Source organism: Roseobacter sp. S87 (assembly GCF_055693285.1).
This window is the reverse complement of the sequence record NZ_JBVFTR010000004.1, coordinates 2,810,994-2,833,856: the sequence shown is the minus strand read 5'-3', so window position 1 is coordinate 2,833,856 and position 22,863 is coordinate 2,810,994. Positions and strand designations below refer to the sequence as shown.

General features: G+C 62.5%; 15 protein-coding genes, 2 pseudogenes and 1 riboswitch. Of the genes and pseudogenes, 10 read left to right on the top strand and 7 right to left on the bottom strand.

The genetic code is table 11. The features are described 5' to 3' along the window. Window positions 1–97: 97 nt before the first annotated feature. On the bottom strand, window positions 98–1,666 hold the full coding sequence (locus ACZ1HA_RS14865) for a 2-isopropylmalate synthase (protein WP_472714430.1): 1,569 nt from the start codon (window positions 1,664–1,666) through the stop codon (window positions 98–100). Window positions 1,667–1,924: 258 nt separating this feature from the next. Here ACZ1HA_RS14865 and ACZ1HA_RS14860 point away from each other — a divergent pair, with 258 nt between their 5' ends. Then, entirely contained in the window at window positions 1,925–2,590 is a 666-nt protein-coding gene (locus ACZ1HA_RS14860) for an SDR family NAD(P)-dependent oxidoreductase (RefSeq protein ID WP_472714429.1), read from the top strand. After that, window positions 2,587–4,113 carry a cryptochrome/photolyase family protein gene (locus tag ACZ1HA_RS14855; protein WP_472714428.1) on the top strand — a complete coding sequence of 509 codons (1,527 nt, stop codon included), beginning with the start codon at window positions 2,587–2,589 and terminating at the stop codon, window positions 4,111–4,113. Before ACZ1HA_RS14860 ends, ACZ1HA_RS14855 begins: the two co-directional genes overlap by 4 nt. A gap of 226 nt (window positions 4,114–4,339) precedes the next feature. On the opposite strand, the gene ACZ1HA_RS14850 is transcribed toward ACZ1HA_RS14855, so the two are convergent. Beyond that, window positions 4,340–4,966 carry a class I SAM-dependent methyltransferase gene (locus tag ACZ1HA_RS14850; protein ID WP_472714427.1) on the bottom strand — a complete coding sequence of 209 codons (627 nt, stop codon included), beginning with the start codon at window positions 4,964–4,966 and terminating at the stop codon, window positions 4,340–4,342. Window positions 4,967–5,053: 87 nt separating this feature from the next. Between ACZ1HA_RS14850 and ACZ1HA_RS14845 the strand changes: the two genes are divergently transcribed. Next, window positions 5,054–5,953 (top strand): LysR family transcriptional regulator, encoded by a 900-nt coding sequence (locus ACZ1HA_RS14845; RefSeq protein ID WP_472714426.1) that lies wholly within the window; start codon window positions 5,054–5,056, stop codon window positions 5,951–5,953. A 33-nt stretch (window positions 5,954–5,986) separates the two neighbouring features. On the opposite strand, the gene ACZ1HA_RS14840 is transcribed toward ACZ1HA_RS14845, so the two are convergent. Beyond that, on the bottom strand, window positions 5,987–7,375 hold the full coding sequence (locus ACZ1HA_RS14840; RefSeq protein WP_472714425.1) for an MORN repeat-containing protein: 1,389 nt from the start codon (window positions 7,373–7,375) through the stop codon (window positions 5,987–5,989). Between the two features lie 176 nt (window positions 7,376–7,551). Here ACZ1HA_RS14840 and ACZ1HA_RS14835 point away from each other — a divergent pair, with 176 nt between their 5' ends. Together ACZ1HA_RS14835 and ACZ1HA_RS14830 are read left to right on the top strand one after the other, a co-directional pair. Further along, on the top strand, window positions 7,552–9,210 hold the full coding sequence (locus ACZ1HA_RS14835; protein ID WP_472714424.1) for an NAD+ synthase: 1,659 nt from the start codon (window positions 7,552–7,554) through the stop codon (window positions 9,208–9,210). 91 nt (window positions 9,211–9,301) lie between these two features. Continuing rightward, complete coding sequence (locus ACZ1HA_RS14830) at window positions 9,302–10,114, top strand: CE1 family esterase (RefSeq protein WP_472714423.1); 813 nt, start codon at window positions 9,302–9,304, stop codon at window positions 10,112–10,114. A gap of 134 nt (window positions 10,115–10,248) precedes the next feature. On the opposite strand, the gene ACZ1HA_RS14825 is transcribed toward ACZ1HA_RS14830, so the two are convergent. Further along, a complete protein-coding gene (locus ACZ1HA_RS14825) occupies window positions 10,249–11,178 on the bottom strand; it encodes an MBL fold metallo-hydrolase (protein WP_472714422.1) in 930 nt (309 codons plus the stop codon). A 174-nt stretch (window positions 11,179–11,352) separates the two neighbouring features. On the opposite strand from ACZ1HA_RS14825, the gene gltX reads away from it, so the two are divergent. Beyond that, entirely contained in the window at window positions 11,353–12,678 is a 1,326-nt protein-coding gene (gene gltX, locus ACZ1HA_RS14820; protein WP_472714421.1) for a glutamate--tRNA ligase, read from the top strand. 31 nt (window positions 12,679–12,709) lie between these two features. Then, window positions 12,710–14,116, top strand: a complete 1,407-nt coding sequence (locus ACZ1HA_RS14815; protein WP_472714420.1) for an MATE family efflux transporter — start codon at window positions 12,710–12,712, stop codon at window positions 14,114–14,116. Here ACZ1HA_RS14815 and ACZ1HA_RS14810 read toward each other — a convergent pair. Next, a complete protein-coding gene (locus tag ACZ1HA_RS14810) occupies window positions 14,063–14,653 on the bottom strand; it encodes a gamma-glutamylcyclotransferase family protein (RefSeq protein WP_375229848.1) in 591 nt (196 codons plus the stop codon). The genes ACZ1HA_RS14815 and ACZ1HA_RS14810 overlap by 54 nt on opposite strands. A 95-nt stretch (window positions 14,654–14,748) precedes the next feature. Next, window positions 14,749–14,837, top strand: a riboswitch (glycine riboswitch). Window positions 14,838–14,989: 152 nt separating this feature from the next. On the opposite strand from ACZ1HA_RS14810, the pseudogene gcvT reads away from it, so the two are divergent. The 3 genes and pseudogenes from gcvT (at window position 14,990) to gcvP (ending at window position 19,421) form a co-directional block, all read left to right on the top strand. Then, window positions 14,990–16,113: pseudogene (gene gcvT / locus ACZ1HA_RS14805) on the top strand (glycine cleavage system aminomethyltransferase GcvT). A gap of 18 nt (window positions 16,114–16,131) precedes the next feature. After that, window positions 16,132–16,491 carry a glycine cleavage system protein GcvH gene (gcvH, locus tag ACZ1HA_RS14800; protein ID WP_375229849.1) on the top strand — a complete coding sequence of 120 codons (360 nt, stop codon included), beginning with the start codon at window positions 16,132–16,134 and terminating at the stop codon, window positions 16,489–16,491. An 80-nt stretch (window positions 16,492–16,571) separates the two neighbouring features. Then, entirely contained in the window at window positions 16,572–19,421 is a 2,850-nt protein-coding gene (gene gcvP, locus ACZ1HA_RS14795; protein ID WP_472714419.1) for an aminomethyl-transferring glycine dehydrogenase, read from the top strand. A 211-nt stretch (window positions 19,422–19,632) separates the two neighbouring features. Here the strand turns inward: gcvP and ACZ1HA_RS14790 are convergent, their stop codons facing one another. Both ACZ1HA_RS14790 and ACZ1HA_RS14785 read right to left on the bottom strand, forming a co-directional pair. After that, the gene (locus tag ACZ1HA_RS14790; RefSeq protein ID WP_472714418.1) at window positions 19,633–22,149 is read right to left on the bottom strand and encodes an ABC transporter permease; all 2,517 of its coding nucleotides are present in this window, start codon (window positions 22,147–22,149) and stop codon (window positions 19,633–19,635) included. Beyond that, window positions 22,146–22,834, bottom strand: a pseudogene (locus ACZ1HA_RS14785) (ABC transporter ATP-binding protein). Before ACZ1HA_RS14785 ends, ACZ1HA_RS14790 begins: the two are co-directional and overlap by 4 nt. Between the last annotated feature and the right edge of the window lie 29 nt (window positions 22,835–22,863).

The window sequence follows — 22,863 nt, the reverse complement described above, 5'->3', positions numbered from 1 at the left end:
ATCATCTTGCTGTTACGTTGCGATTGTATCGCAGCGCGCAACAGTTGCAGAAGGTCTCCGGACCGTGAAAGATCCCGGTCCGGAGCCGCTTTTGAGGTCAGCTGACGTCCTTGTAGCTGATTTCCGGGCGGTCACTGCCGCCTTTTTCACGGCGCACCAGCAGACGGTTCAGCGCGTGGATATAGGCGAGCGCCGAGGCGACAACCGTATCGGTATTCGCGGATTGCCCGGTCACAATACGGCCCTCTTCCTCAAGGCGCACAGACACCGTGGCCTGAGCATCCGTTCCTTCGGTCACCGCGGCCACCTGGTAAAGCTGCAGGCGTGCGCTGTGCGCGACCAGTGCCTTGATGCACTTGAAGGACGCGTCCACAGGGCCATCGCCGGTCTGTTCGGTGCTGTGCTCGACACCATCAACCTCAAGGGTCATCCGGGCCTCGTTCGGGCCGTCGGTGCCGCAGACGACGTGCATTGATTTCAGCCGGATCCGGTCGGCTTCGGCATCTGTAGCGGTGCGCATCAGTGCAATGAGGTCGTCGTCGTAGATCTCTTTCTTGCGGTCGGCCAGCTCTTTGAACCGCACGAACACGTCTTTGAGCTGGTTGTCGCCCAGCTCAAACCCAAGATTTTCCAGCTTGGAGCGCAGCGCAGCCCGGCCGGAGTGCTTGCCCATCACAATGTTGGTTTCGGTGAGGCCGACATCCTCAGGGCGCATAATCTCAAAGGTTTCCGCATTTTTGAGCATCCCGTCCTGGTGGATGCCGCTTTCATGCGCAAAGGCATTCTTGCCCACAATCGCCTTGTTAAACTGCACGGGGAAACCCGACACGGTGGCAACGCGGCGTGAGATATTCATGATTTTGGTCGCATCAATCCGCGTCTGATAGGGCATGATGTCGTTGCGGACTTTCATCGCCATCACGACTTCTTCGAGCGCGGTATTGCCCGCACGTTCGCCCAGCCCGTTGATGGTGCATTCGATCTGGCGTGCGCCAGCTTCAACAGCGGCCAGCGAATTGGCCGTCGCCATGCCAAGATCGTTGTGACAGTGCGTGGCGAAGGTGATGGTATCCGCACCCGGCACGCGCTCCAGCAGCATCCGGATCAGATCCGCCGATTCCCGTGGGGCCGTATAGCCCACAGTGTCCGGAATATTGATCGTGGTCGCACCACATTTGATCGCAATTTCGACCACACGGCACAGATAATCATCCTCGGTGCGGGTGGCGTCCATAGGTGACCACTGCACATTGTCGCAGAGGTTGCGGGCGTGTGTCACAGTTTGCTCAATCCGCTCGGCCATCTGGTCCATATCGAGATTAGGGATCGCACGGTGCAGCGGCGAGGTGCCGATAAACGTGTGAATCCGCGGTTGTGCTGCGTGTTTGACCGCTTCCCAGCAGCGGTCGATGTCACCGAACTGTGCGCGGGCCAGACCGCAGATCACACTGTTTTTCGCCAGCTTTGCGATCTCGCTCACGGCTGCAAAGTCGCCTTCGGAGGCAATCGGGAAACCTGCCTCGATGATGTCGACACCCATTTCGTCCAGCAGCCCGGCAATCTCGAGCTTTTCGGCATGGGTCATCGTGGCACCCGGGCTCTGTTCGCCATCGCGCAACGTGGTGTCAAAGATGAGGACGCGGTCCTGTTCTGCTTTATCAGTCATATCGGAATTCTTTCATTGTCTGCTGTGTGTCCTGGCGCGCGGGCGATCCCTCTGAGCGGGCGCGCCGACAGGCACGCTCAGAGGCGCGTTAGCAGCAGCAGGGCTGCGGCGGCGGGCAGAATGCGCGCGGAGAACTTTTGATCAGCAGCATGTCTCATGCCCGCTTTATACCGCAGGTTCCGTAAATGGAAAGGGGCTTTTCGCGACCACTGCGCGCACCTACTTGAACCGGCCGAGCGCGCGGCTAGGTGGCCCGGGATGAGACGAATTCTGATAATTGGTGCCTCCGGCGGGATCGGGTCCGCTATGACGTCAGCACTGCGCGGGCGGGGGGATGAGGTGGTGACGCTGTCGCGGTCCGCGGATGGTTTTGACATCACGGATGATGCCTCTGTCACTGAGCATCTTGGTACACTGCAAGGGCCCTTTGATCTGGTATTTGTCGCGACAGGTGCGCTGGAGATCGACGGTGCAGTGCCTGAAAAAAGCGTGAAATCAGTCACATCACAGGCGATGGTGGATCAGTTTGTCCTGAACGCGCTGGGTCCCGCGCTGGTGCTGCGCCATGCCGCTGATCTGCTGCCGCGGGACAGGGTGGCGATGGTCGCCGTTCTGTCCGCGCGGGTGGGATCGGTCGGGGATAACCGGATGGGGGGCTGGATCAGCTACCGCAGCGCCAAAGCCGCGGTGAACCAGATCGTACATACGACAGCGATTGAACTTGCGCGCAGTCACAAACACAGCATCTGCGTGGCACTGCACCCGGGCACGGTAGCGACGCCGTTCACTGAAAAATACCTGGGCCGTCATCCGGCGGTGCCTGCGTCCGAGGCCGCTGAAAACCTGATCCGCGTGATGGAGGGCCTGACGCCTGAACAGACGGGCGGGTTCTTTGACTGGGCGGGCAAAGAGGTGCCCTGGTGAGCCGCCTGGTTCTGGTGCTGGGGGACCAGCTGTCTGAGAGTCTGAGCGCGCTGCGGGAGGCGGATCGCGACACGGATACGGTCGTGATGGCCGAGGTGGCGGATGAGGCCTCCTACGTCCGGCACCATCCGAAGAAAATCGCGCTGATTTTTGCGGCGATGCGCAAGTTTGCAGCCGGGCTGCGGGAGCAGGGCTGGGATGTGGCCTATGCGGAGCTGGACGACACGGAAAACGCAGGCTCCATCGTGGGAGAGCTCTTGCGGCGCGCGGAACAGACGGGAGCTGGTCAGGTGCTGGCGACCGAGCCCGGCGAATGGCGGCTGATCCGCGCGCTGAAACATGCGCCGCTGAAGATACGCATTCTGCAGGACGACAGATTTATCGCGTCACATCAGGAGTTTGAGCGCTGGGCCGAAGGGCGAAAACAGCTGCGGATGGAGTATTTCTACCGCGATATGCGGCGTAAAACCGGGCTGTTGATGGAGGGGGACAAACCCGCGGGAGACAAGTGGAATTATGACCACGACAACCGCAAACCGGCCCCCGATGAGGTGGATTTCGGCGGCCCGATGCAGTTCACCCCGGACGCTGAAACCGAGGCTGTTCTGGATCTGGTCGAAGCGCGTTTTGATAATCATTTCGGGCAGTTGCGACCATTCTGGTTTGCAACGACCCGCGCGGAGGCGCGCCGGGCGCTGACCCATTTCATCAAAAATGCGCTGCCAGCGTTTGGTGATTTCCAGGATGCGATGCTGAACGACAACCGGTTTCTGTATCACGCGGTGATCTCGCCCTACCTGAACATCGGCTTGCTGGACCCGCTGGAGGTCTGCGAGGCTGCCGCCGATGCCTGGGCCGCAGGCGATGTGCCGATCAATGCCGCCGAAGGGTTCATCCGCCAGATCATCGGCTGGCGGGAATACGTGCGGGGCATCTATTTCCTGGAAGGGCCGGACTATCCGGAGCGCAACGGGCTGGAGCATGACCGGCCTCTGCCCGATCTTTACTGGGGCGGCGAGACACAGATGAACTGCCTGTCAAAAGCGGTGGCGCAGACCCGCGATGAGGCCTATGCCCATCACATTCAACGCCTTATGGTCACAGGAAATTTCGGGCTTCTGGCGGGGGTGAACCCGACAGAACTGCATGAATGGTACCTGGCCGTCTATGCCGATGCCTTTGAGTGGGTCGAGGCGCCGAACACTGTGGGTATGAGCCAGTTCGCCGATGGCGGGGTGATCGCCTCGAAACCCTATGTGTCGAGCGGGGCCTACATCAACCGGATGTCGGATTACTGCAAAAACTGTCAGTATTCGGTGAGCAAAAAAACGGGCGATGGCGCCTGTCCGTTTAACCTGTTGTACTGGCATTTTCTGGACCGGCACCGTGACCGGTTTGAAGGCAATGCGCGGATGGGGAACATGTACCGTACCTGGGACCGGATGGATGCAGACCGGCGCGACACAGTGCTGAAAGAGGCCGGGGCTTTCCTTGAGAAGCTTGATGCAGGCGAAAAGGTTTAACGCAGCGCACGGCCGCGTCGAAGTCATTTTGCGATCATCAGTGTAAGTCTTTGAAAAAATTCAGAATGCCACGTCGGTATAACGTCGGTATTTTGTCGGTATTACGTCGGTGCCCGGGTCGGTATCCCGATGCGGAAATGGCGGCCCGTTAACTTTTGCGGGACGGCGGGACGGCGCTCGGCTGTGCCATCGCCCCACCCGCCGTCCCGCTGGTGGGGAGGCCTGATCAGAGTTTGCGCGCCACGACGAAACGGGCCGGAACGTGGCCGGTGCCGTCAAAGGTTTCGATGATCCGGAAGCCTGCAGCTTCGATCATCGCATCGTGTTCTGCCGCAGGGCGGAAGGCCACCCAGGGCACCCGGCCAAAAAGCCGGAGCACGGGCAGGGCAACACGCAGCAGCGGGAACCAGAGCGGGGCGTCGGCGGCAGGTGCGACAGTCGTCTTGGAGATAAACACGCCACCCGGTTCCAGCAGCGTGTTTACGCGGCGCAGCACAGTTGGCAGATCGGGCAGCAGGTGCAGCAGGTTGAAGGCCAGAACAGCATCGTATTCGCGGTCCAGCAGGCGCGGTTCGGACCAGCCTGCGGTAACAAAGCCGAGGTTGTCCGGTGCCTGCCGGGCGTTCGCTTCGGCAATCATGCCGGGCGAGACATCTGTCGCGGTGTAGCGTTCGACGCCGCCCGCCAGCAGCACAGCGGTTCCGCCGGTGCCGCACCCCAGTTCCAGCACACGGTCCTGCGCGCCGAGATAGCTGCGGGTGCGCCCGAGGGTATACTCATAGGATTTGACGTCGCGGATCGGCTGGCGGGCATATTTGGGGGCAATTCTGTCCCAGAAAGCGGTGTGGGGCATAACAGATCTCCTTGTTCCGGCGCACAATCGCATATGCAATGTGCGAAAGGAATTGCCTGAAATAGCTGAACTGGTATGCATAAATGCATGGAAAAACCTCCCTATTCATTCGACTGGAATCAAACCCGCGCCTTTCTGGCGACCGTGGATGCGGGATCACTTTCCGGAGCCGCCCGCGCCCTCGGCGTGGCGCAACCCACTGTCGGCCGGCAGATTTCGGCTCTTGAAGACGATCTTGGCCTGCTGCTTTTTGAGCGGGGTGGCCGGTCGCTGGCGCTGACACGGGCGGGGCTCGATCTGGTAGAGCATGCCCGCGCGATGGAGGCTGCCGCGAACCGGGTAGCACTGTCGGCGTCGGGTCAGTCGCAGGCGGTTGATGGTCTGGTCCGGATCACGGCGAGTGATATTTTCGCGGCCTATCTGATGCCGCGCGCCCTGAAAAAGCTGGAAGCCGTAGCGCCACAGATTGAGATCGATGTGGTGGCGTCCAATGAAGTGCGCGATCTGATCCGGCGCGAGGCAGATATCGCAGTGCGGCACGTCCGCCCCGAGCAGCCGGACCTGATTGCCAGAAAGGTCCGCACCTCGACGGCACGGTTTTACGCCGCACCCTCCTATCTGGCGCGGCATGGCACTCCGCAATCACTGGAGGCGCTGGCACGGCACCGGTTCATCAGTTTCACGGATACCGACCAGATGATCGGCCATATGAAAGTGATCGGTCTGGAACTGAAACGGGAGAATTTCCGCTATGGATCGGCGAGCGGCATCGTTTCGTGGGAGCTGGTGCGGCAGGGGTTTGGCGTGACCATCATGTCGGAGGATGTGGGCGCAATGACGCCCGAGGTGGTGCCTGTGCTGCCGGAAATGGACCCGGTGACCTTTCCGACCTGGCTGGTCACGCACCGCGAACTGCACACCAGCCGGCGCATCCGCGTGGTTTTTGACGTGCTGGCGGACTTTATGGAGCAGCCGCAGCGGATCTGAGGAAACACGCCGGGCCGGGCCCGGAAACCCGTGTCAGCCGCCTTCGTTTAACGCACCGTTTTCCCATGTGCCGGAGGCTTCCTCGCCGGTGGCATAGCGCATGGTCCCGGTGCCCTGGCGTTTGCCCGCGCGGAATGTGCCTTCGTAGATGTCGCCGTTCTCATAGGTCGCGATGCCCTGGCCCTCGATTTCACCGTCGGACCATTCGCCCTCATAGGTGAAGCCACCGGTCATGGTGATTTTGCCCATTCCATGCCGCTGCCCGTTCTGAAAGCCACCGGTATAGACGGTTCCGTCAGGGTAGGTCGCAGTGCCTGTGCCGTGCCGCTGGCCATCGAGCCATTCGCCGTCATAGCGGTACCCGTCGGCGTAGGTCATGACGCCCTTTCCGTGGTTGCGTGCGTCGCGGAAGTTGCCCTCGTAGACCACACCATTGGTGTAGGTTGCCTTGCCGAAGCCTTCGATCACGCCTGCTTTCCATTGCCCGGCATAAGTCGAGCCATCCGGATAGGTGATCGTTCCTTCGCCGTCCGCCAGGCCATCCGCGAAAATGCCCGCATAAACGGAGCCATCAGGATAAGTGACCCGGCCTTCGCCTTCGATCTTACCCGCGACCCAGGAGCCGGTGTAGGTATAGCCGTCCTGTGCTGTGAAGGTGCCCTGGCCGTTGCGCAGATCGCCTTCAAACTCGCCCTCATAAACGTCGCCGTTGGCATAAATCACTTTGCCCACGCCTTCGCGGCGGCCTGAGACCAGCTGCCCCTCATAGACATCGCCATTGGCCTGGGTCAGGCGGCCGGAGCCGTCAATCTGACCGTCGCGCCACAGGCCCACATAGACCAGCCCGTCGGGCATGGTCAGGGTGCCCTGACCCTCGCGCTTGCCATCCGCGATCTGGCCTTCATAGACCGCGCCATCGGGATAGGTGATTTTACCGGTTCCCTGTTTGACACCATCAATCCAGTCACCGGCATATTCATAGCCACCCGGGCTCTGCATCGCTCCCTTGCCATGATGCTGCGCGTCCCGGAAGCCGCCCTCGTAGCGGACGCCGTTGGCATAAAGCGCCACGCCCTCGCCGGTGATCGCCCCCGCGGCCCACTGACCTTCATAGGTGCCGCCGTCGGCAAAGGTGATGCGGCCGAAACCTTCGGGTTTGCCCTTTGCAAATGTGCCCTCATAGACCGATCCGTTGGGAAAACGGGCGACACCCTCGCCTTTGATTTCACCGTCGATCCACTGGCCTGTGTATTCGTATCCGTTGGGCAGTTTGTAGGTGCCGGTGCCGTGCTGGACGCCGCCGCGGAACGTGCCTTCGTAGACGCCGCCATCGTCGTATTGCTTGGTCTGCACCTCGCCTTCCTGCGCGAAAAGCGGCAGTGGCAGTAATGCAAGGCAAAGGCTCAGTCTGCGCAGTGTCATGGCTCACCTCGGTGCGTTGTTTTCCGGCGGGGTTGCACCCCCGCGCGTCCCGGCCCCGAACCTAATCGCTGGGCCGGGTCGTCGCAACGCCCTTTTGCCGCATCGGCGGTGCCGGGGCTTTTCACCGCAGCCTGATCTGCTACATGACGCACAAAGAGGCAGAAGGGCCGGTCGGTATGGCAGATCGTTTTCGCATCACACTGGGTCAGCTGAACCCGACCGTGGGGGACATCGCGGGCAATGCGGCGCTGGCGCGGGACGCCTGGGCGCAGGGCAAAGCAGCGGGTGCTGATCTGGTCGCGCTGCCGGAAATGTTTCTGGCCGGTTACAACGCGCAGGATCTGGTGATGCGCCGCGCCTTTCAGCTGGACATCACCACCCATCTGGAGGCGCTGGCGGCTGATTGCGCGGAGGGGCCCGCGCTGGGTATCGGCGCGCCCTATGTCGAGGGTACGAAGCTTTATAACGCTTGGCATATCCTCAAGGGCGGGCGCATTGCCTCGACCGTACTGAAACACCACCTGCCCAATGAAACCGTGTTCGACGAGGTCCGTATTTTCGATGCCGGGCCGCTGGGCGGGCCTTATTCAGTGGGCAATTCGCGCGTGGGCAGCCCGATCTGTGAAGACGCCTGGCATGAGGATGTGGCCGAGACCCTGGCCGAGACGGGCGCCGAATTCCTGCTGGTGCCGAACGGATCGCCCTATTACCGGGGCAAATTCGACACCCGCCTGAACCATATGGTGGCGCGCGTGGTCGAAACGGAGCTGCCGCTGATTTATCTCAACATGGTGGGCGGGCAGGACGACCAGGTGTTTGACGGGGGCAGTTTCGGGCTGAACCCCGGTGGGCATCTGGCCTTTAAGATGCCGGTTTTTGACACAGAGATTGCCCATGTGGACCTGGAGCGCACGTCTGAGGGCTGGCGCATTCTGGAGGGCGAAAAGGCCCCGCACCCCGACGCCTGGGAACAGGACTATCGCGTGATGGTGCAGAGCCTGCGGGACTACATGCGCAAAACGGGGTTCAGCAAGGTGTTGCTGGGCCTCTCGGGCGGGATTGACTCTGCGCTGGTGACGGTGATTGCGGCGGATGCGCTGGGGCCCGAAAATGTGCGCTGTGTCATGCTGCCGTCCGAATACACCAGCCAGGGGTCGCTGGATGATGCCAAAGCGCTCGCGACGGCCCTCGGCTGCCACTATGATTACGTGCCGATTTCTGAAGGGCGTGAAGCCATCACCAACACGCTGGCCCCGCTGTTTGAGGGGCGCGACGCGGACCTGACGGAGGAAAATATCCAGTCGCGCCTGCGGGGGCTGCTGCTGATGGCAATGTCTAATAAGTTCGGTGAAATGCTGCTGACCACGGGTAACAAATCCGAGGTCGCCGTGGGCTACGCCACGATCTATGGCGACATGGCGGGCGGCTATAATCCGATCAAGGACCTTTATAAGACACGCGTCTTTGAAACCTGCCGCTGGCGCAACGTGAACCACCGGGACTGGATGATGGGGCCCGCGGGGGCTGTGATTCCACAACAGATCATTGACAAGCCCCCTTCGGCAGAACTGCGCGAGGACCAGAAGGACAGCGACAGCCTGCCGGATTATCCTGACCTTGATGCCATGCTGGAAATCCTGGTCGACCGGGCGGGATCGATCGAAGACTGCGTTGCCGCAGGTTTTGAGCGCGATGTGGCCAAAAAGGTCGAGCACCTGATCTATATCTCTGAATACAAAAGGTTTCAGTCCGCGCCGGGCGCGCGGCTGACCAAGGGCGCGTTCTGGCTGGACCGGCGGTATCCGATTGCCAACCGCTGGCGCGACCCTTCGTGAACAGCGCGGACAGGCGCCGGGCACGGATTTGTGAGTTGGCGCGGGGGCGGTGACGCACCAGGTTGTGCGCAGACACCCACCGGAGGCGCATATGATCCGACACCTGATGACCACCGCAGCCCTGATCCTGGCGGCTGGCACCGCACAGGCCTGCGGGCCTGATACCGACTGCATGATCGGCGACCGTCATTACCGGATCGCCATGCCCGAAGGGCATGACGGCACCAGCCCGGTGCCTGCCATCGTCTTTTCGCACGGCTATCGCGGATCGGCCGCCGGTGTGATGCGCAACGGATCGCTGCGCCGGATGGTATCCGGCCTGGGGGCTGCGCTGATTGCGGTTAAATCCGGCGATCAGGACTGGGTCATCCCGAACGCGCCGCGCCATATGGACAGCGACGGCGCAGAGGAATTTGCCTACTTTGGCGCTGTTCTGGATGACGCGGCCACGCGGTTTGCCATTGATGCGGACCGGGTTGTCGCCACCGGGTTCAGCGCGGGCGGCATGATGACCTGGAACCTTGCCTGTTCCATGAGCGACCGGTTTGCGGGCTTCGTGCCGATCTCGGGTACCTTCTGGCTGAAGCCGCCGGAAACCTGCAGCGCGCCGGTGGCGAGCATCATTCATATCCACGGCGATGCGGATAAGACCGTGCCGCTGACGGGCCGGAAAATTCTGCAGACCAAGCAGGGCGAAGTGGCCGAAGCGCTGGAGATGTACCGCGGGTTTGGCGGGTTTGAGCCGGTGTCGGAGGATGAACGCTACGGCGGACTGGTCTGTGACGGGGATGCCAATGATGCGGGCGACGTGATGAAATTCTGCCTTTTCGAGGGCGGTCATTCATTCCGCACGGAGTATGTCCGTTTTGGCTGGGAGCAGCTGGAAGAAGCCGGGCGGCTCTGAGCGGCTGGACGGCAGCCCTGGGAGCAAACGCGCGCCGCCCCGGCCATTGAGACCGGGGCGGCGCGGCCCGACAGTGGACTGTCGGGCGGGACAGGTGCCCGAGCGGCGCACCCCGGGGGGCACGCCGCGATGGATCAAAGCATCAGCTGGTAGCTGTGCGGGACATAGCGGAAACCGTCATCGCGGGTTTCCACATAGCCCACGCCCGGCCAGGGCATGTGATAGCCCACAAAGGCGATCTTGTCGGCGGCCAGCATGCCCAGCAGACGGCGACGCGTGGCGGCTGCGGCGGCCTTGTCCATATCGAACTTGACCTCCCAGTCGGGATAGCCCAGCGACCAGACATAGTGGTTCGCGAAATCGGCCCCGAGGAACAGCTGTGTGCCACCGTCCTCGACCATGAAGTTCATATGCCCGGGTGTGTGACCGAAAGCTGCGACCGAGGTCAGACCCGCGCCCACGGATGCACCGTCCTCGATAAAGGAGAACTGCTCGGCAAACGGCTGTATTTTGGCTTTGAAGTTGTCGTTGTCCTGTTTGGCCCAGGCGTCATATTCCGCGCGGCCCGTAACGTAACGGGCGTTCGGGTAGGTCAGGCTGCCGTCTTCGAGCGTCATGCCGCCGATGTGGTCGCCGTGCATGTGGGTTATGACCACCACATCGACCTGATCCGCGGTATATCCGGCCGCTTCGAGCGCGGCAGTGGTGCCGGCACCCGAAAGACCGGTGTCAAAGAGTACCAGTTCCGATCCGTTGTTCACGACCGTCGGGGTGAAGAAAAACTGAGCAGCGTCAATCGGCAGGTTGTTTTCAGCGGAAACCGCGTTGAACGTGTCGGCATCGACGTTCATGCCAAAGATGTTCTGGGGCCCTTCGACGGCGCGGGACCCGGCCAGCAGTGTCGTTACATCAAACGAGCCAACTTTCAGGCGCTGGAATGGAGCCATGCTGGCGCCCATGATCGGGGCGGCGGCGCGCGCGGCCCCGGCGGTGGCAGCGGCCAGCGGCAGGGCGGCGGCCCCTGCCAGCGCTGCGCGCCGTGAAAATTTCGGTGACTGGGTCATGAGGAATCTCCCTGTTATCATTTCACACGCCAAAGTAGCGCGCTGATGTGGCCGGACCAGTTCACCATCGGTGCCGCCGCATCACAATTGCGCGCGCGGGCGGTTGCCGGCACCGGCGCATGCGCTGGACAAACCGGCCCCCCTGTGACAACACCGCGCCAACAGGAGACCACCATGACAACCACCCGTTTTGCCCCGTCGCCCACCGGCTATATCCATATCGGCAACCTGCGTACGGCTCTGATGAATTACCTCATTGCGCGCAAGGCGGGCGGCACGTTCATCCTGCGGATCGACGACACCGACCCTGAGCGGTCGAAAGAGGAATACGTCGATGGGATCAAACGTGATCTGGAATGGCTGGGCCTGCACTGGGACCGGACAGAGCGCCAGTCGGAACGGCTGGACCGTTACCATGAGGCGGCGGATCAGCTGCGCGGGATGGGACGTTTTTACGAGGCGTTTGAGACGCCGACCGAGCTGGACCTCAAGCGCAAAAAGCAGCTGAACATGGGCAAACCACCGGTCTATGACCGGGCGGCCCTGGCGCTGTCTGATGCGGAGAAAGACGCGCTGCGCGCAGAACGTGGCGACGGTGTCTGGCGGTTCAAACTGGATCAGGAGCGTATCGAGTGGAACGACGGTATCCTGGGCGACATCTCGATTGATGCCGCATCTGTGTCTGATCCTGTCCTGATCCGCGGCGACGGTCAGATCCTTTATACGCTGGCCAGCGTTGTGGATGACACGGAGATGGGTGTGACGAATGTGGTGCGCGGCTCGGATCACGTGACCAACACCGCGACCCAAATCCAGATCATTGAGGCCCTGGGTGGGTCGGTGCCGGCCTTTGCGCACCACTCGCTGCTGACGGGGCCGCAGGGCGAGGCGCTGAGCAAACGGCTGGGCACGCTGGCACTGCGCGATCTGCGCGACCAGGGTGTACAGCCTGCGGCCCTGCTGAGCCTGATGGCGCGGCTGGGTTCCAGTGACCCGGTCGAGCTGCAGACCGAAATGTCCGGTCTGATCGATGGGTTTGATATCGGGCGCTTTGGCTCGGCGCCGACGAAATTCGACGTGAACGACCTCTTCCCGCTGACCGCGCGGTATCTGGGCGGCCTGCCGCTGGCAGATGTGGCCGGTGCGGTGCGTGACGCGGGTGTGCCCGATGACATGGCGGAACAGTTCTGGGCTGTGACGCGTGAAAACATCACCACGCTCGGTGATCTGGCGGGCTGGTGGCGCATGATGCGCGATGGCGCGGACCCGGTGATCGATGCCGAAGATGCGGATTTCGTGACAGAGGCGATGGCGCTGCTGCCCGAAGGCCCGTTTGACAGGGAGACCTGGGGGGATTGGACATCCGCCGTAAAGGAGGCCACCGGCCGCAAGGGGCGCGGGCTCTTCATGCCGCTGCGCAAGGCGCTGACCGGTCAGGCGCATGGTCCGGACATGTCCGCGCTGATGCCGCTGCTGCAGGTTGTCAAAGCACGGGGTTGACCCGGAGGTGCCGCTGCGCTGAGGCTGCAGCATGGCGGATACGCAGGCAAAATTTCTGACCGGCAACCTTTTCGGGCATGTGACCGTGATGTCGCTGACAGCCTCGCTGGGGCTGCTGGCCATTTTCGCGGTCGATTTCATCGACATGGTTTTCATCGCCATGCTGGGCAAGGCGGAGCTGGCGGCGGCGGTGGGTTATGCGGCCACAATCCTCTTTTTCACGACCTCCTTTGGGATCGGTCTGTCGATTGCGGCGGGCGCTCTGGTGGCGCGGGCGCTGGGGCAGGGGGATGCAGCCCTGGCCGAGCAGCGGCGCACCAACACGCTGGTGGCGGGCACTGCACTGAGCGTGCTGTTTGCCGTGCCGATCTGGCTGCGGCTGGAGTCTCTGGTGAACCTGCTGGGGGCAGAGGGCGAGATTGCGGACCTGGCGGTGGGTTATCTGCAGATCATTGTGCCCAGCCTGCCACTGCTGGTCATCGGGATCATGGCAGGCACGATCCTGCGGGCGCATGGGGATGCGCGCCGCTCGATGATGGCGACGATCTGGGGTGGCGTCGCAAATGCGGTGCTGGACCCCATCCTGATATTCGGCTTCGGGCTTGATCTGACCGGTGCGGCGCTGGCATCTGTCGCGTCGCGTGTGGTCATGGCATGGGCGGCCATGGTGCCGGTGATGCGCCATTATGGCGGGATCGGCGTGCCGCGCCCGGGTCCGCTGCTGCGCGATATGGTGCCTTTTGCAGCCATCGGTGTACCGGCCATTCTGACCCAGCTGGCAACGCCCGTGGGGCAGGCGATCGTGACCCGCGCCATGGCTGTTTACGGCGAGGCCGCGGTTGCGGGTATGGCGATCACCGGGCGGCTCAGCATGCTGGCCTTTGCGGTAATCTTTGCATTGTCAGGGGCCGTTGGGCCGATCCTGGGCCAGAATTTTGGCGCAAGGGATTTTGAGCGTGTGCGGGCCGGGTTCCGCGCGGCGGTTCAGTTCACGGCCATCGTGGTTGTAGGAGTATCCGCGCTGCTTTTCATGCTGCGCGCGCCGATTGCCGACCTCTTTTCAGCCACGGGCATCACGCGCGACCTTGTCTATCTGTTCTGCGGGCCGCTGTCGCTGCTGTTCTTTTTCAACGGCGTTCTGTTTGTCGCCAACGCAGGCTTTAACAACCTCGGTCACCCCTTCTGGTCGACCTTCCTGAACTGGGGGCGCAATACAGTGGGGATGGTGCCACTGGTGTGGCTGGGATCGGCCAGCATGGGCGCTGCGGGTGTGCTGATCGGCCAGGCGCTGGCGGGTGTGATCTTTGGCGTGCTGGCCTGGGTCATGGCGGCACGGCTGATGCGTGTGGATCAGGCCGACGTTGCGGCTGCCAGCAGACAGCGGTCAGAATTCGGAAGACAGGGTCGTCTCATGTCGCTGCTTCACCTGCGCCGATAGCGCGCCGAGGTGATCGTCCACCAGCGCTGTCTGCCGGTCTGTCAGAACCTGCGCACGCGGATAGACCGGCGAGGCGCGGTCATTCACAATGGGTGTGTGCCAGTTGTCTGTAGTGGCAAAGAAACGGGCCACGCCCTCTTCGCCGTAAACTTCGTCGAACCCCTGTACGACCACATCCAGATAGCTGAGCAAAATCATGTGGTTGTCGCTCTGCAGTATGTTTTCTTTCTCAACTGCATAGACCGCGATTTCCGGATCGGCATGGTGCTCATGGTCAATGCTGTGACCGCCGCCCAGGCGGTTGTAGCCCGCCTCGCGGGCGTCGAGTGCCGCCCAGTCCGAACCGGGGACCGCAGCGATCAGCCCGTCGATGCTGTGACCCGGTGCGGGCACCCCTGTGAGCAGCACAACACCGAATCGCGGCGTGGCCACCCAGGCCCGGCGCCAGCCGTTCAGCCGCGCGGGAACCGCATTGGGGTAGCTGTGTGTTTTCGTGTTCACGAGGCTGCCGTAGCCAAAGAAATAGGGGTCGCTCATTGGTCTCTCTCTTCCCGGGTCGGGCGCACTGAACCATTTAGAAGTCGTGATCACAAGAGCGCTTGACCGCAGCGTATACACCGGCATACGTTGGCGACATCTGCATGGGAGAACCGGGTCCGACCCGGTGCCGAAGGAGCAACCGCCCCGGAAACTCTCAGGCCAAAGGGACCGTGTGGATACAAAACTCTGGAGAGTGGTGCGCCAGGCACCCGCCGAAGGGATAACGATCTCAGGCCGTGTGACAGAGGGGGCATTCAGCGCACAGCAGCGGGCTGTGCCGGGAATGCCGGTGTGTTTCAAAAACCTGACCGGCCGGAAACGGGGAGACGCCTGATGGGCGAACTGGCCAGAACACCGCTCCATGCGCTGCATGTCGAACTTGGCGCAAAGATGGTGCCTTTTGCCGGATATGAGATGCCGGTGCAGTATCCGATGGGCGTGATGGGTGAGCATCAGCATACCCGGACGCAGGCGGGGCTTTTTGATGTGAGCCATATGGGGCAGGTCATTCTGTCCGGGCCGTCCTGGGAGGCGGTGGCACTTGCCTTTGAGGCGCTGGTGCCAATGGATGTGCTGGGTCTGGGTGACGGGCGCCAGCGGTATGGATTTTTGACCAATGACGCAGGCGGCATCCGCGATGATCTGATGTTCGCGCGGCGTGGCGACGACCTCTATGTGGTGGTCAACGCCGCCTGCAAGGATGCCGACATTGCCCATATGCGGGAGAGCCTCGGCGGGGACATCACGCTGGAGGTTCTGGAGGACCGGGCGCTGGTGGCGCTGCAGGGACCGGGGGCCGGTGATGTGATGGCGGTCCTTGATGCGGCAGCTTCAGACATGCGTTTCATGGATGTAGCGGATCTGTCGCTGGGCGGACTTCCCGTCTGGGCGTCGCGGTCAGGCTATACCGGCGAGGACGGGTTCGAGATTTCAGTTGCGGCTGGTGAGGCAGAGGCGCTGGTGCGGCTGTTGCTGGATCAGGAAGGCGTTATGCCGATCGGGCTGGGGGCCCGGGACAGTCTGCGTCTGGAGGCGGGCCTGTGTCTTTATGGCAATGACATTGACAGCCAGACGGACCCGGTTTCAGCGGGGCTGCGCTGGGCCATCCAGAAAGCACGCCGCGCAGGTGGTGCGCGCGCCGGTGGCTTTCCCGGCGCCAACATGGTGCTGGCGCGGCTGGGCGCGGGCACGGACATGTCCCGCGTCGGACTGCGCCCCGAGGGCCGGGCGCCTATGCGTGACGGCGTAGAGATATTTGATGCGGCAGAGGGCGGACAGGTTGTTGGCCGGATCACATCGGGGGGTTCGGCCCGACCGTGGGTGGCCCTGTTGCGATGGGGTATGTCCGCAGCGATCTTGCGGCCCCAGGCACCGGTCTCTGGGGAGAGGTGCGGGGCAAACGGCTGCCCGTTCAGACCGTTGATCTGCCTTTTGTGGCGGCAAATTTCAAAAGATAACCGACAGGAGAAGACGATATGAAATTCACAGAAGAGCACGAGTGGCTGCGCGCAGAAGGTGATGAGATGGTGGTGGGGATCACGATCCACGCGGCTGAACAGCTGGGCGACGTTGTGTTTGTCGAGCTGCCCGAGGAAGGCACCACCGTGAGCAAGGACGACGAGGTTGTGGTGATCGAATCCGTCAAGGCTGCGAGTGATATTCTGGCCCCCGTAGACGGCGAGATTACTGAAGTGAACGAGGCGCTGACGGACAACCCGGGCAAAGTGAACGAGGATCCGCAGGGCGAGGCCTGGTTCTTCAAAATGAAAGTAAGCGACCCGTCGCAGATGGACGATTTCATGGACGAGGCGGCTTACAAAAAATTCATCGAATAGGCTGTTTTGCCCGCCGGGGAGCCTCCGGCGGGGATATTTCAGGCCAGAAGAAACGGACGTGCGCGAGAGGATTGTGAGCCATGGTGTATAAGCCGACAGAATACCTTCCCTATGATTTTGCCAACCGGCGCCATATCGGGCCCTCGCCTGATGAGATGGCCGGTATGCTGGAAACTGTGGGCGCTGACAGTCTGGAGGCGCTGATCGATGATACTGTGCCGGCTGCGATCCGTCAGAAGGAACCGCTGGATTTTGGTAAGCCCAAGTCGGAGCGTGAAGTGCTGGAGCACATGCGGCGCACGGCGGGCAAAAACCGGGTGCTGACATCGCTGATCGGTCAGGGGTATCACGGCACGGTCACGCCGCCGGCGATCCAGCGCAACATTCTGGAGAACCCGGCGTGGTACACCGCCTATACGCCCTATCAGCCCGAGATCAGTCAGGGCCGTCTTGAGGCGCTGCTGAATTTCCAGACGATGATCACGGATCTGACCGGGCTGGATATTGCCAATGCCTCTTTGCTGGATGAGGCGACGGCCTGTGCCGAGGCGATGACCATGGCGATGCGCACGGCGAAATCGAAAGCAAAGGCGTTTTTCGTCGACCGTGACTGCCACCCGCAGAACATTGCCGTGATGAAGACGCGTGCTGCCCCGCTGGGCATTGAGGTGATTGTTGGTAACCCGGCCAAAATGGATGCGTCTGAGGTGTTCGGCGCGATCTTCCAGTACCCTGGCACCTATGGGCATGTGCATGATTTTACTGACCTGATGGCAGCCCTTCACGAACACAAGGCGATCGGAATTGTGTCGGCCGACCCGCTGGCGCTCACGCTGCTGAAAGAGCCGGGGGCGATGGGTGCTGATATCGCGGTAGGGTCGACCCAGCGGTTTGGCGTGCCGGAGGGCTATGGCGGGCCGCATGCGGCTTACATGGCCTGCCGGGATGCGATCAAACGGGCGATGCCCGGCCGGATTGTGGGGGTTTCGGTGGACAGCCACGGGCACCGGGCCTACCGTCTGTCGCTGCAGACGCGCGAGCAGCACATCCGCCGCGAAAAGGCCACCTCTAACGTCTGCACGGCGCAGGCGCTGCTGGCGGTGATGGCATCGATGTACGCGGTGTTCCACGGGCCCGACGGGCTGAAGGCCATCGCGCAGCGTATTCACCGCAAAACGGTGCGGCTGGCGCGGGGGCTGGAGGAGGCCGGGTTCCGGGTCGATCCGCAGGCATTTTTCGACACGATCACGGTGGATGTCGGACCGCTGCAGGCAGCAGTCATGAAATCCGCGGTGGATGAGGGGATCAATCTGCGGCGTGTGGGCGAAACGCGCGTGGGCATCAGCATGCACGAGCGGTGCCGTCCGGACACAATTGAGGCGGTCTGGCGCGCGTTCGGGATCGTGAAAAAGGACTGTGAGTTCCGGCCCGATTATCGTTTCCCCGAAGAGATGCTGCGCACGTCGGATTACCTGACCCATCCGATTTTTCATATGAACCGAGCTGAGACCGAGATGATGCGTTATATGCGGCGGCTGGCGGACAGGGATCTGGCGCTTGACCGGGCGATGATCCCGCTGGGGTCCTGTACGATGAAGCTGAACTCAGCGGCTGAAATGATGCCTGTCAGCTGGCGCGAGTTTTCGCTGCTGCACCCTTTTGCACCGGCGGATCAGGCCGAGGGCTATGCGGAGCTGATCGCGGATCTGAGCGCCAAGCTCTGTGATATCACCGGTTATGACGCGATTTCCATGCAGCCCAATTCGGGGGCGCAGGGCGAATACGCCGGGCTGCTGACCATTGCCGCGTATCACCGCAGCAACGGGCAGGGACACCGTAACATCTGCCTTATTCCGATGAGCGCGCATGGCACCAACCCCGCTTCTGCGCAGATGGTGGGTTGGAAGGTGGTGCCGGTGAAATCTGCGGAAAACGGCGATATTGATCTGGAGGATTTCCGCGAAAAGGCAGAAATGCACAGCGAAAACCTTGCAGGGTGTATGATCACCTATCCGTCCACCCACGGCGTTTTCGAAGAGACGGTGACGGATGTCACGCGGATCACCCATGAGCACGGCGGTCAGGTCTATATCGACGGGGCCAATATGAACGCGATGGTGGGGTTGTCCCGGCCTGGAGATCTGGGCGGTGATGTAAGCCACCTGAACCTGCACAAGACCTTCTGTATTCCGCATGGCGGTGGCGGGCCCGGCATGGGTCCGATCGGGGTGAAGGAACATCTGGTGCCGCATCTGCCGGGACATGATGAGACGGGTGGCACAGAAGGACCGGTGTCGGCCGCACCCTATGGATCGCCCTCACTGTTGCCCATCAGCTGGGCCTATTGCCTGATGATGGGGGGCGAGGGACTGACACAGGCCACGCGGGTGGCCATTCTGAACGCCAACTACATCGCTAAACGTCTCGAAGGGGCGTTTGACGTGCTCTACAAGGGCCCGACCGGTCGTGTGGCGCATGAATGCATCATCGATGTGCGGCCCTTTGAGCAGAGCGCGGGCGTGACAGTGGAAGATATCGCCAAGCGGCTGATCGATTGCGGGTTTCATGCCCCGACGATGAGCTGGCCTGTTGCCGGCACGCTGATGGTGGAGCCTACCGAAAGTGAGACGCGTGCAGAACTGGACCGGTTCTGCGATGCGATGCTTGCGATCCGTGCCGAGATTGCCGAGATTGAGGCAGGCCGGATGGATGCGGTAAACAACCCGCTCAGGAATGCGCCGCATACCGTTGAGGACCTCGTGAGCGACTGGCATCGCCCCTATTCGCGTGATCAGGGGTGTTTCCCGCCGGGTGCCTTCCGTGTGGACAAATACTGGCCGCCTGTGAACCGTGTGGATAACGTCTATGGCGACAGGCACCTGGTGTGCACATGCCCGCCAATGGAGGAATACGCGGAAGCTGCGGAATAGGGGCGCTGCCCCCGACCCTACGGGTCTCCCCCGGGATATTTCCGCCAGAAGAAACGGGGCGCGCCTTTTACACGCAACCCCGTCAGAAAAGCGGCGCTTCTCCTGGCACGGTCATCGGCGTCCCCGCCTGTACCGCCCTTTCAGGGTAGGGGTTTGTGGTTAATGAAGTGTTTCTTCTGGCGTCAAATATCCCCGCCGGAGGCACTAAGACTTACTCTCTGGCGCGCAGAACCTGTGCCGGCCGTGCCCGCAAAGGCCCATAGGCAAAGGCCATGCCCGCGACCAGCGTGGCCACAATGCCACCGGCGACGATCATCAGGGCCGAGGACCAGATGACCGAATAGTCTGTATCGAGGATAAAGTGGCTGACAGCCCAGCCACCTGCAATTCCTGCGGCGAGTGCCACGAGACCGGCGGCCAGACCGAGGATTGCGGAACGCAGTGCGAAGCTGCTCAGAATGCGGCGCCGGTCTGCGCCAAGCGTACGCAGGACGGCGGCCTCGAATATACGCGCTTGGGTGCCCGCGGCGGCCGCGCCGATCAGCACCAGAAAACCCGTCAGCAGGGTGGCTGCAGCACCATAGGACGTCGCCGCCGCGAGACCGGACAGAACATCCGCCACGCGGTCGATGGCGTCACGTACGCGGATCGCGGTAATGTTGGGGTAGGCGGAGGCAAGGTCCCTCAGAATACGGGCTTCTGCCTCTTCTTCGGCGTAAACTGTCGAGATGAAACTGTGCGGTGCGCCGGCCAGCGCAGATGGGTTCATGGAAAGGATAAAACCGATGCCGGCGGTCGAGAAATCCACCTCGCGGAAGCTGGCAATTGTGCCGGTGATGTCGCGCCCCAGAATATTCACCGTCAGCGTGTCGCCGATGTTGAGCCCCATCTCGGCAGCTTCCTCGGCAGCAAAACTGATCAGCGGTGGACCGGAGTATTCCGAGTCCCACCAGGTTCCTTCCGTCAGGCGTGTGCCCTCTGGCATGGGGCCTGAGTAAGTCACGCCGCGGTCGCCCTGCAGCACCCAGTGATCGCCCGCAACTTCGGCGGCGGGCCGGTCGTTGATCCGGGTGATGATCCCGCGCAGCATCGGTGCGGATTGCACGCGCGCCACGGCCGGGTCGTCTGCCAGGCGCTGACTGTAGCCGTCCATCTGGTCCTTCTGGATGTCGACAAAGAAATAGCTGGGTGCGACGTCCGGCAGGTTGCCGGTGATGGCGTTGCGCAGGTTGCCGTCGATCTGTCCGACGGCGGCCAGGACTGACAGGCCCAGGCCCAGAGACAGCACCACCGGGGTTGCACCCTCGCGCGGGCTGCTGATCGCGGCCAGCGCCCAGCGGAGGACGGGGCGGCCGCGGCTGAACCTGCTGCAGCGGCGCGATATGATGCGGATGAGAACCGCGGCACCCACCAGCAGCACCAGCGCGCCGGCGATCCCACCCGCGGTCCAGAGCGTCAGCCACCAGGTGCCGGAAAAAATCCCCGCGCAGCCAAGCAGCGCTGCCAGCGCAAGAGCGGTGACTGCCAGATAGCGTGGCGCGGGCAACAGTCTGCCCCCGGCCAGAGCGTCACGGAAAAGTGTCGCCGCGCGGACGTCATCTGTCCGGGCGAGAGGCCACAGGGTGAACAGGAATGCCGTCAGCAGCCCATAGACTGCGGCCTCAGCCAGCGGTCCGGGGTATATTGCAAAGGAGGCAGGGATTGGCAGCCGCGCCTCGATCAGCGGCGCCAGCACAATTGGTGCCAGCGCACCGAGCGCCAAACCGATCAGCACACCCAGCAGCGACAGGACACCAATCTGGATGAAATAGGTCATGAAAATCAGACGCCGTTCCGCCCCCAGCGTCCGCAGCGTGGCAATGACGGTCGTTTTGCCCGCAAGATAGGCCCGCACAGCCGAACTGACGCCGACACCACCCACGGCGAGGCCGGACAGCCCGACGAGGATCAGAAAAGCCCCCAGCCTGTCCACGAATTCGGATACGCCCGGCGCGCCATTGCGGGCATCGGTCCAGCGCATTCCGCTGTCTTCGAATTGTGCGCGCGCGTCGGCTTCAAGGGCTTCCAGACCGGCACCCGGCGGCAGGGTCATCCGGTATTTTGTGGAAAAGAGCGTGCCCGGTGCCAGCAGAGCGGAGTTGGCCAGGCTTTCCGTCCGGACAATGGTGCGGGGGCCCAGAGCGAAACCGCCCGCCGCACTGTCGGGTTCGCGTTCGAGGAGCGCGGTGAGCACAAAATCCTGCGTCCCAAGTGCAAAGGTATCACCGGTTTCCAGACCCAGGCGGTCCGCCAGCACCCGCTCCATCACAGCACCGGGCAGATTGTTCTGCAGGCCGATCGCCTGATCAAGGGGGATATCAGGTGACAATTCCACGCTGCCTACCAGCGGATATGCGTCATCCACCGCCTTGATCTGCGTGAGGCCCCGTTCCTCGCCGACCACGGCCATGGAGCGGAAATCTGCGATTTCGGATACCTCTGTGGCAACCTCTGCCATCCAGGCGCGTTCGGCATCGTTGGCGAAACGGTAGGTGAAATCAAGCTCGGCATCGCCCCCCAGCAACGCCGCTCCCTCACGCGCGAGGCCCGCTTCGATGCTGGCGCGGACAGTGCCCACGGCGGCGATGGCTGCAACGCCAAGCGCCAGACAGGCCAGCAGGATGCGGAACCCTTTCAGGCCGCCGCGCAGCTCCCGGCGCGCAAATCTGGTTGCCTGCGCAAGGCTCATTCGGCTGCCTGATCCATCTGCGCGATCCGGCCATCCGCGAGACGGATCACCCGGTCGCAGCGTTCGGCAAGATCACGGGCATGGGTCACCAGCACCGGGGTCGCGCCATGCCGGTCGCGCAGCCCGAAAAGCATATCGATGATTGCGGTCCCGTTGGCACCATCCAGATTGCCCGTCGGTTCGTCCGCCAGCAGGATCGCCGGCCGGGGGCTGCCGCCCGCGCAAGTGCGACGCGCTGCTGTTCGCCGCCGGACATCTGGCCGGGGTAATGGTCAGCCCGGTGGCCGAGGCCCACGTGTTCCAGTTCGGCGGCAGCCTTCTCAAAGGCGTCGCGATCGCCCGCAAGCTCCAGCGGGGTGGCGACATTCTCCAGAGCGGTCATCGTCGGGATCAGGTGAAAAGACTGGAAGACCACACCCATGTGGCTGCGCCTGAACCGCGCCAGGGCGTCTTCGGACATGTTGGTCAGATCGTGACCAAGCGCTTCGACGCTGCCGCCGGTGGCACGCTCCAGCCCGCCCATGAGCATCAGCAGCGAGGACTTGCCCGAGCCCGACGGCCCGACAAGCCCGACGCTCTCGCCTTTTTGAACGGTCAGGCTGATGCCATGCAGGATATCAACGCGTCCCGCATTGCCATCCAGCGACAAAGCCGCATCTTTAAGAGAGAAAATCGGATCAGCCATTCGTGTTCTACCTCTGGGCAGTATACGTG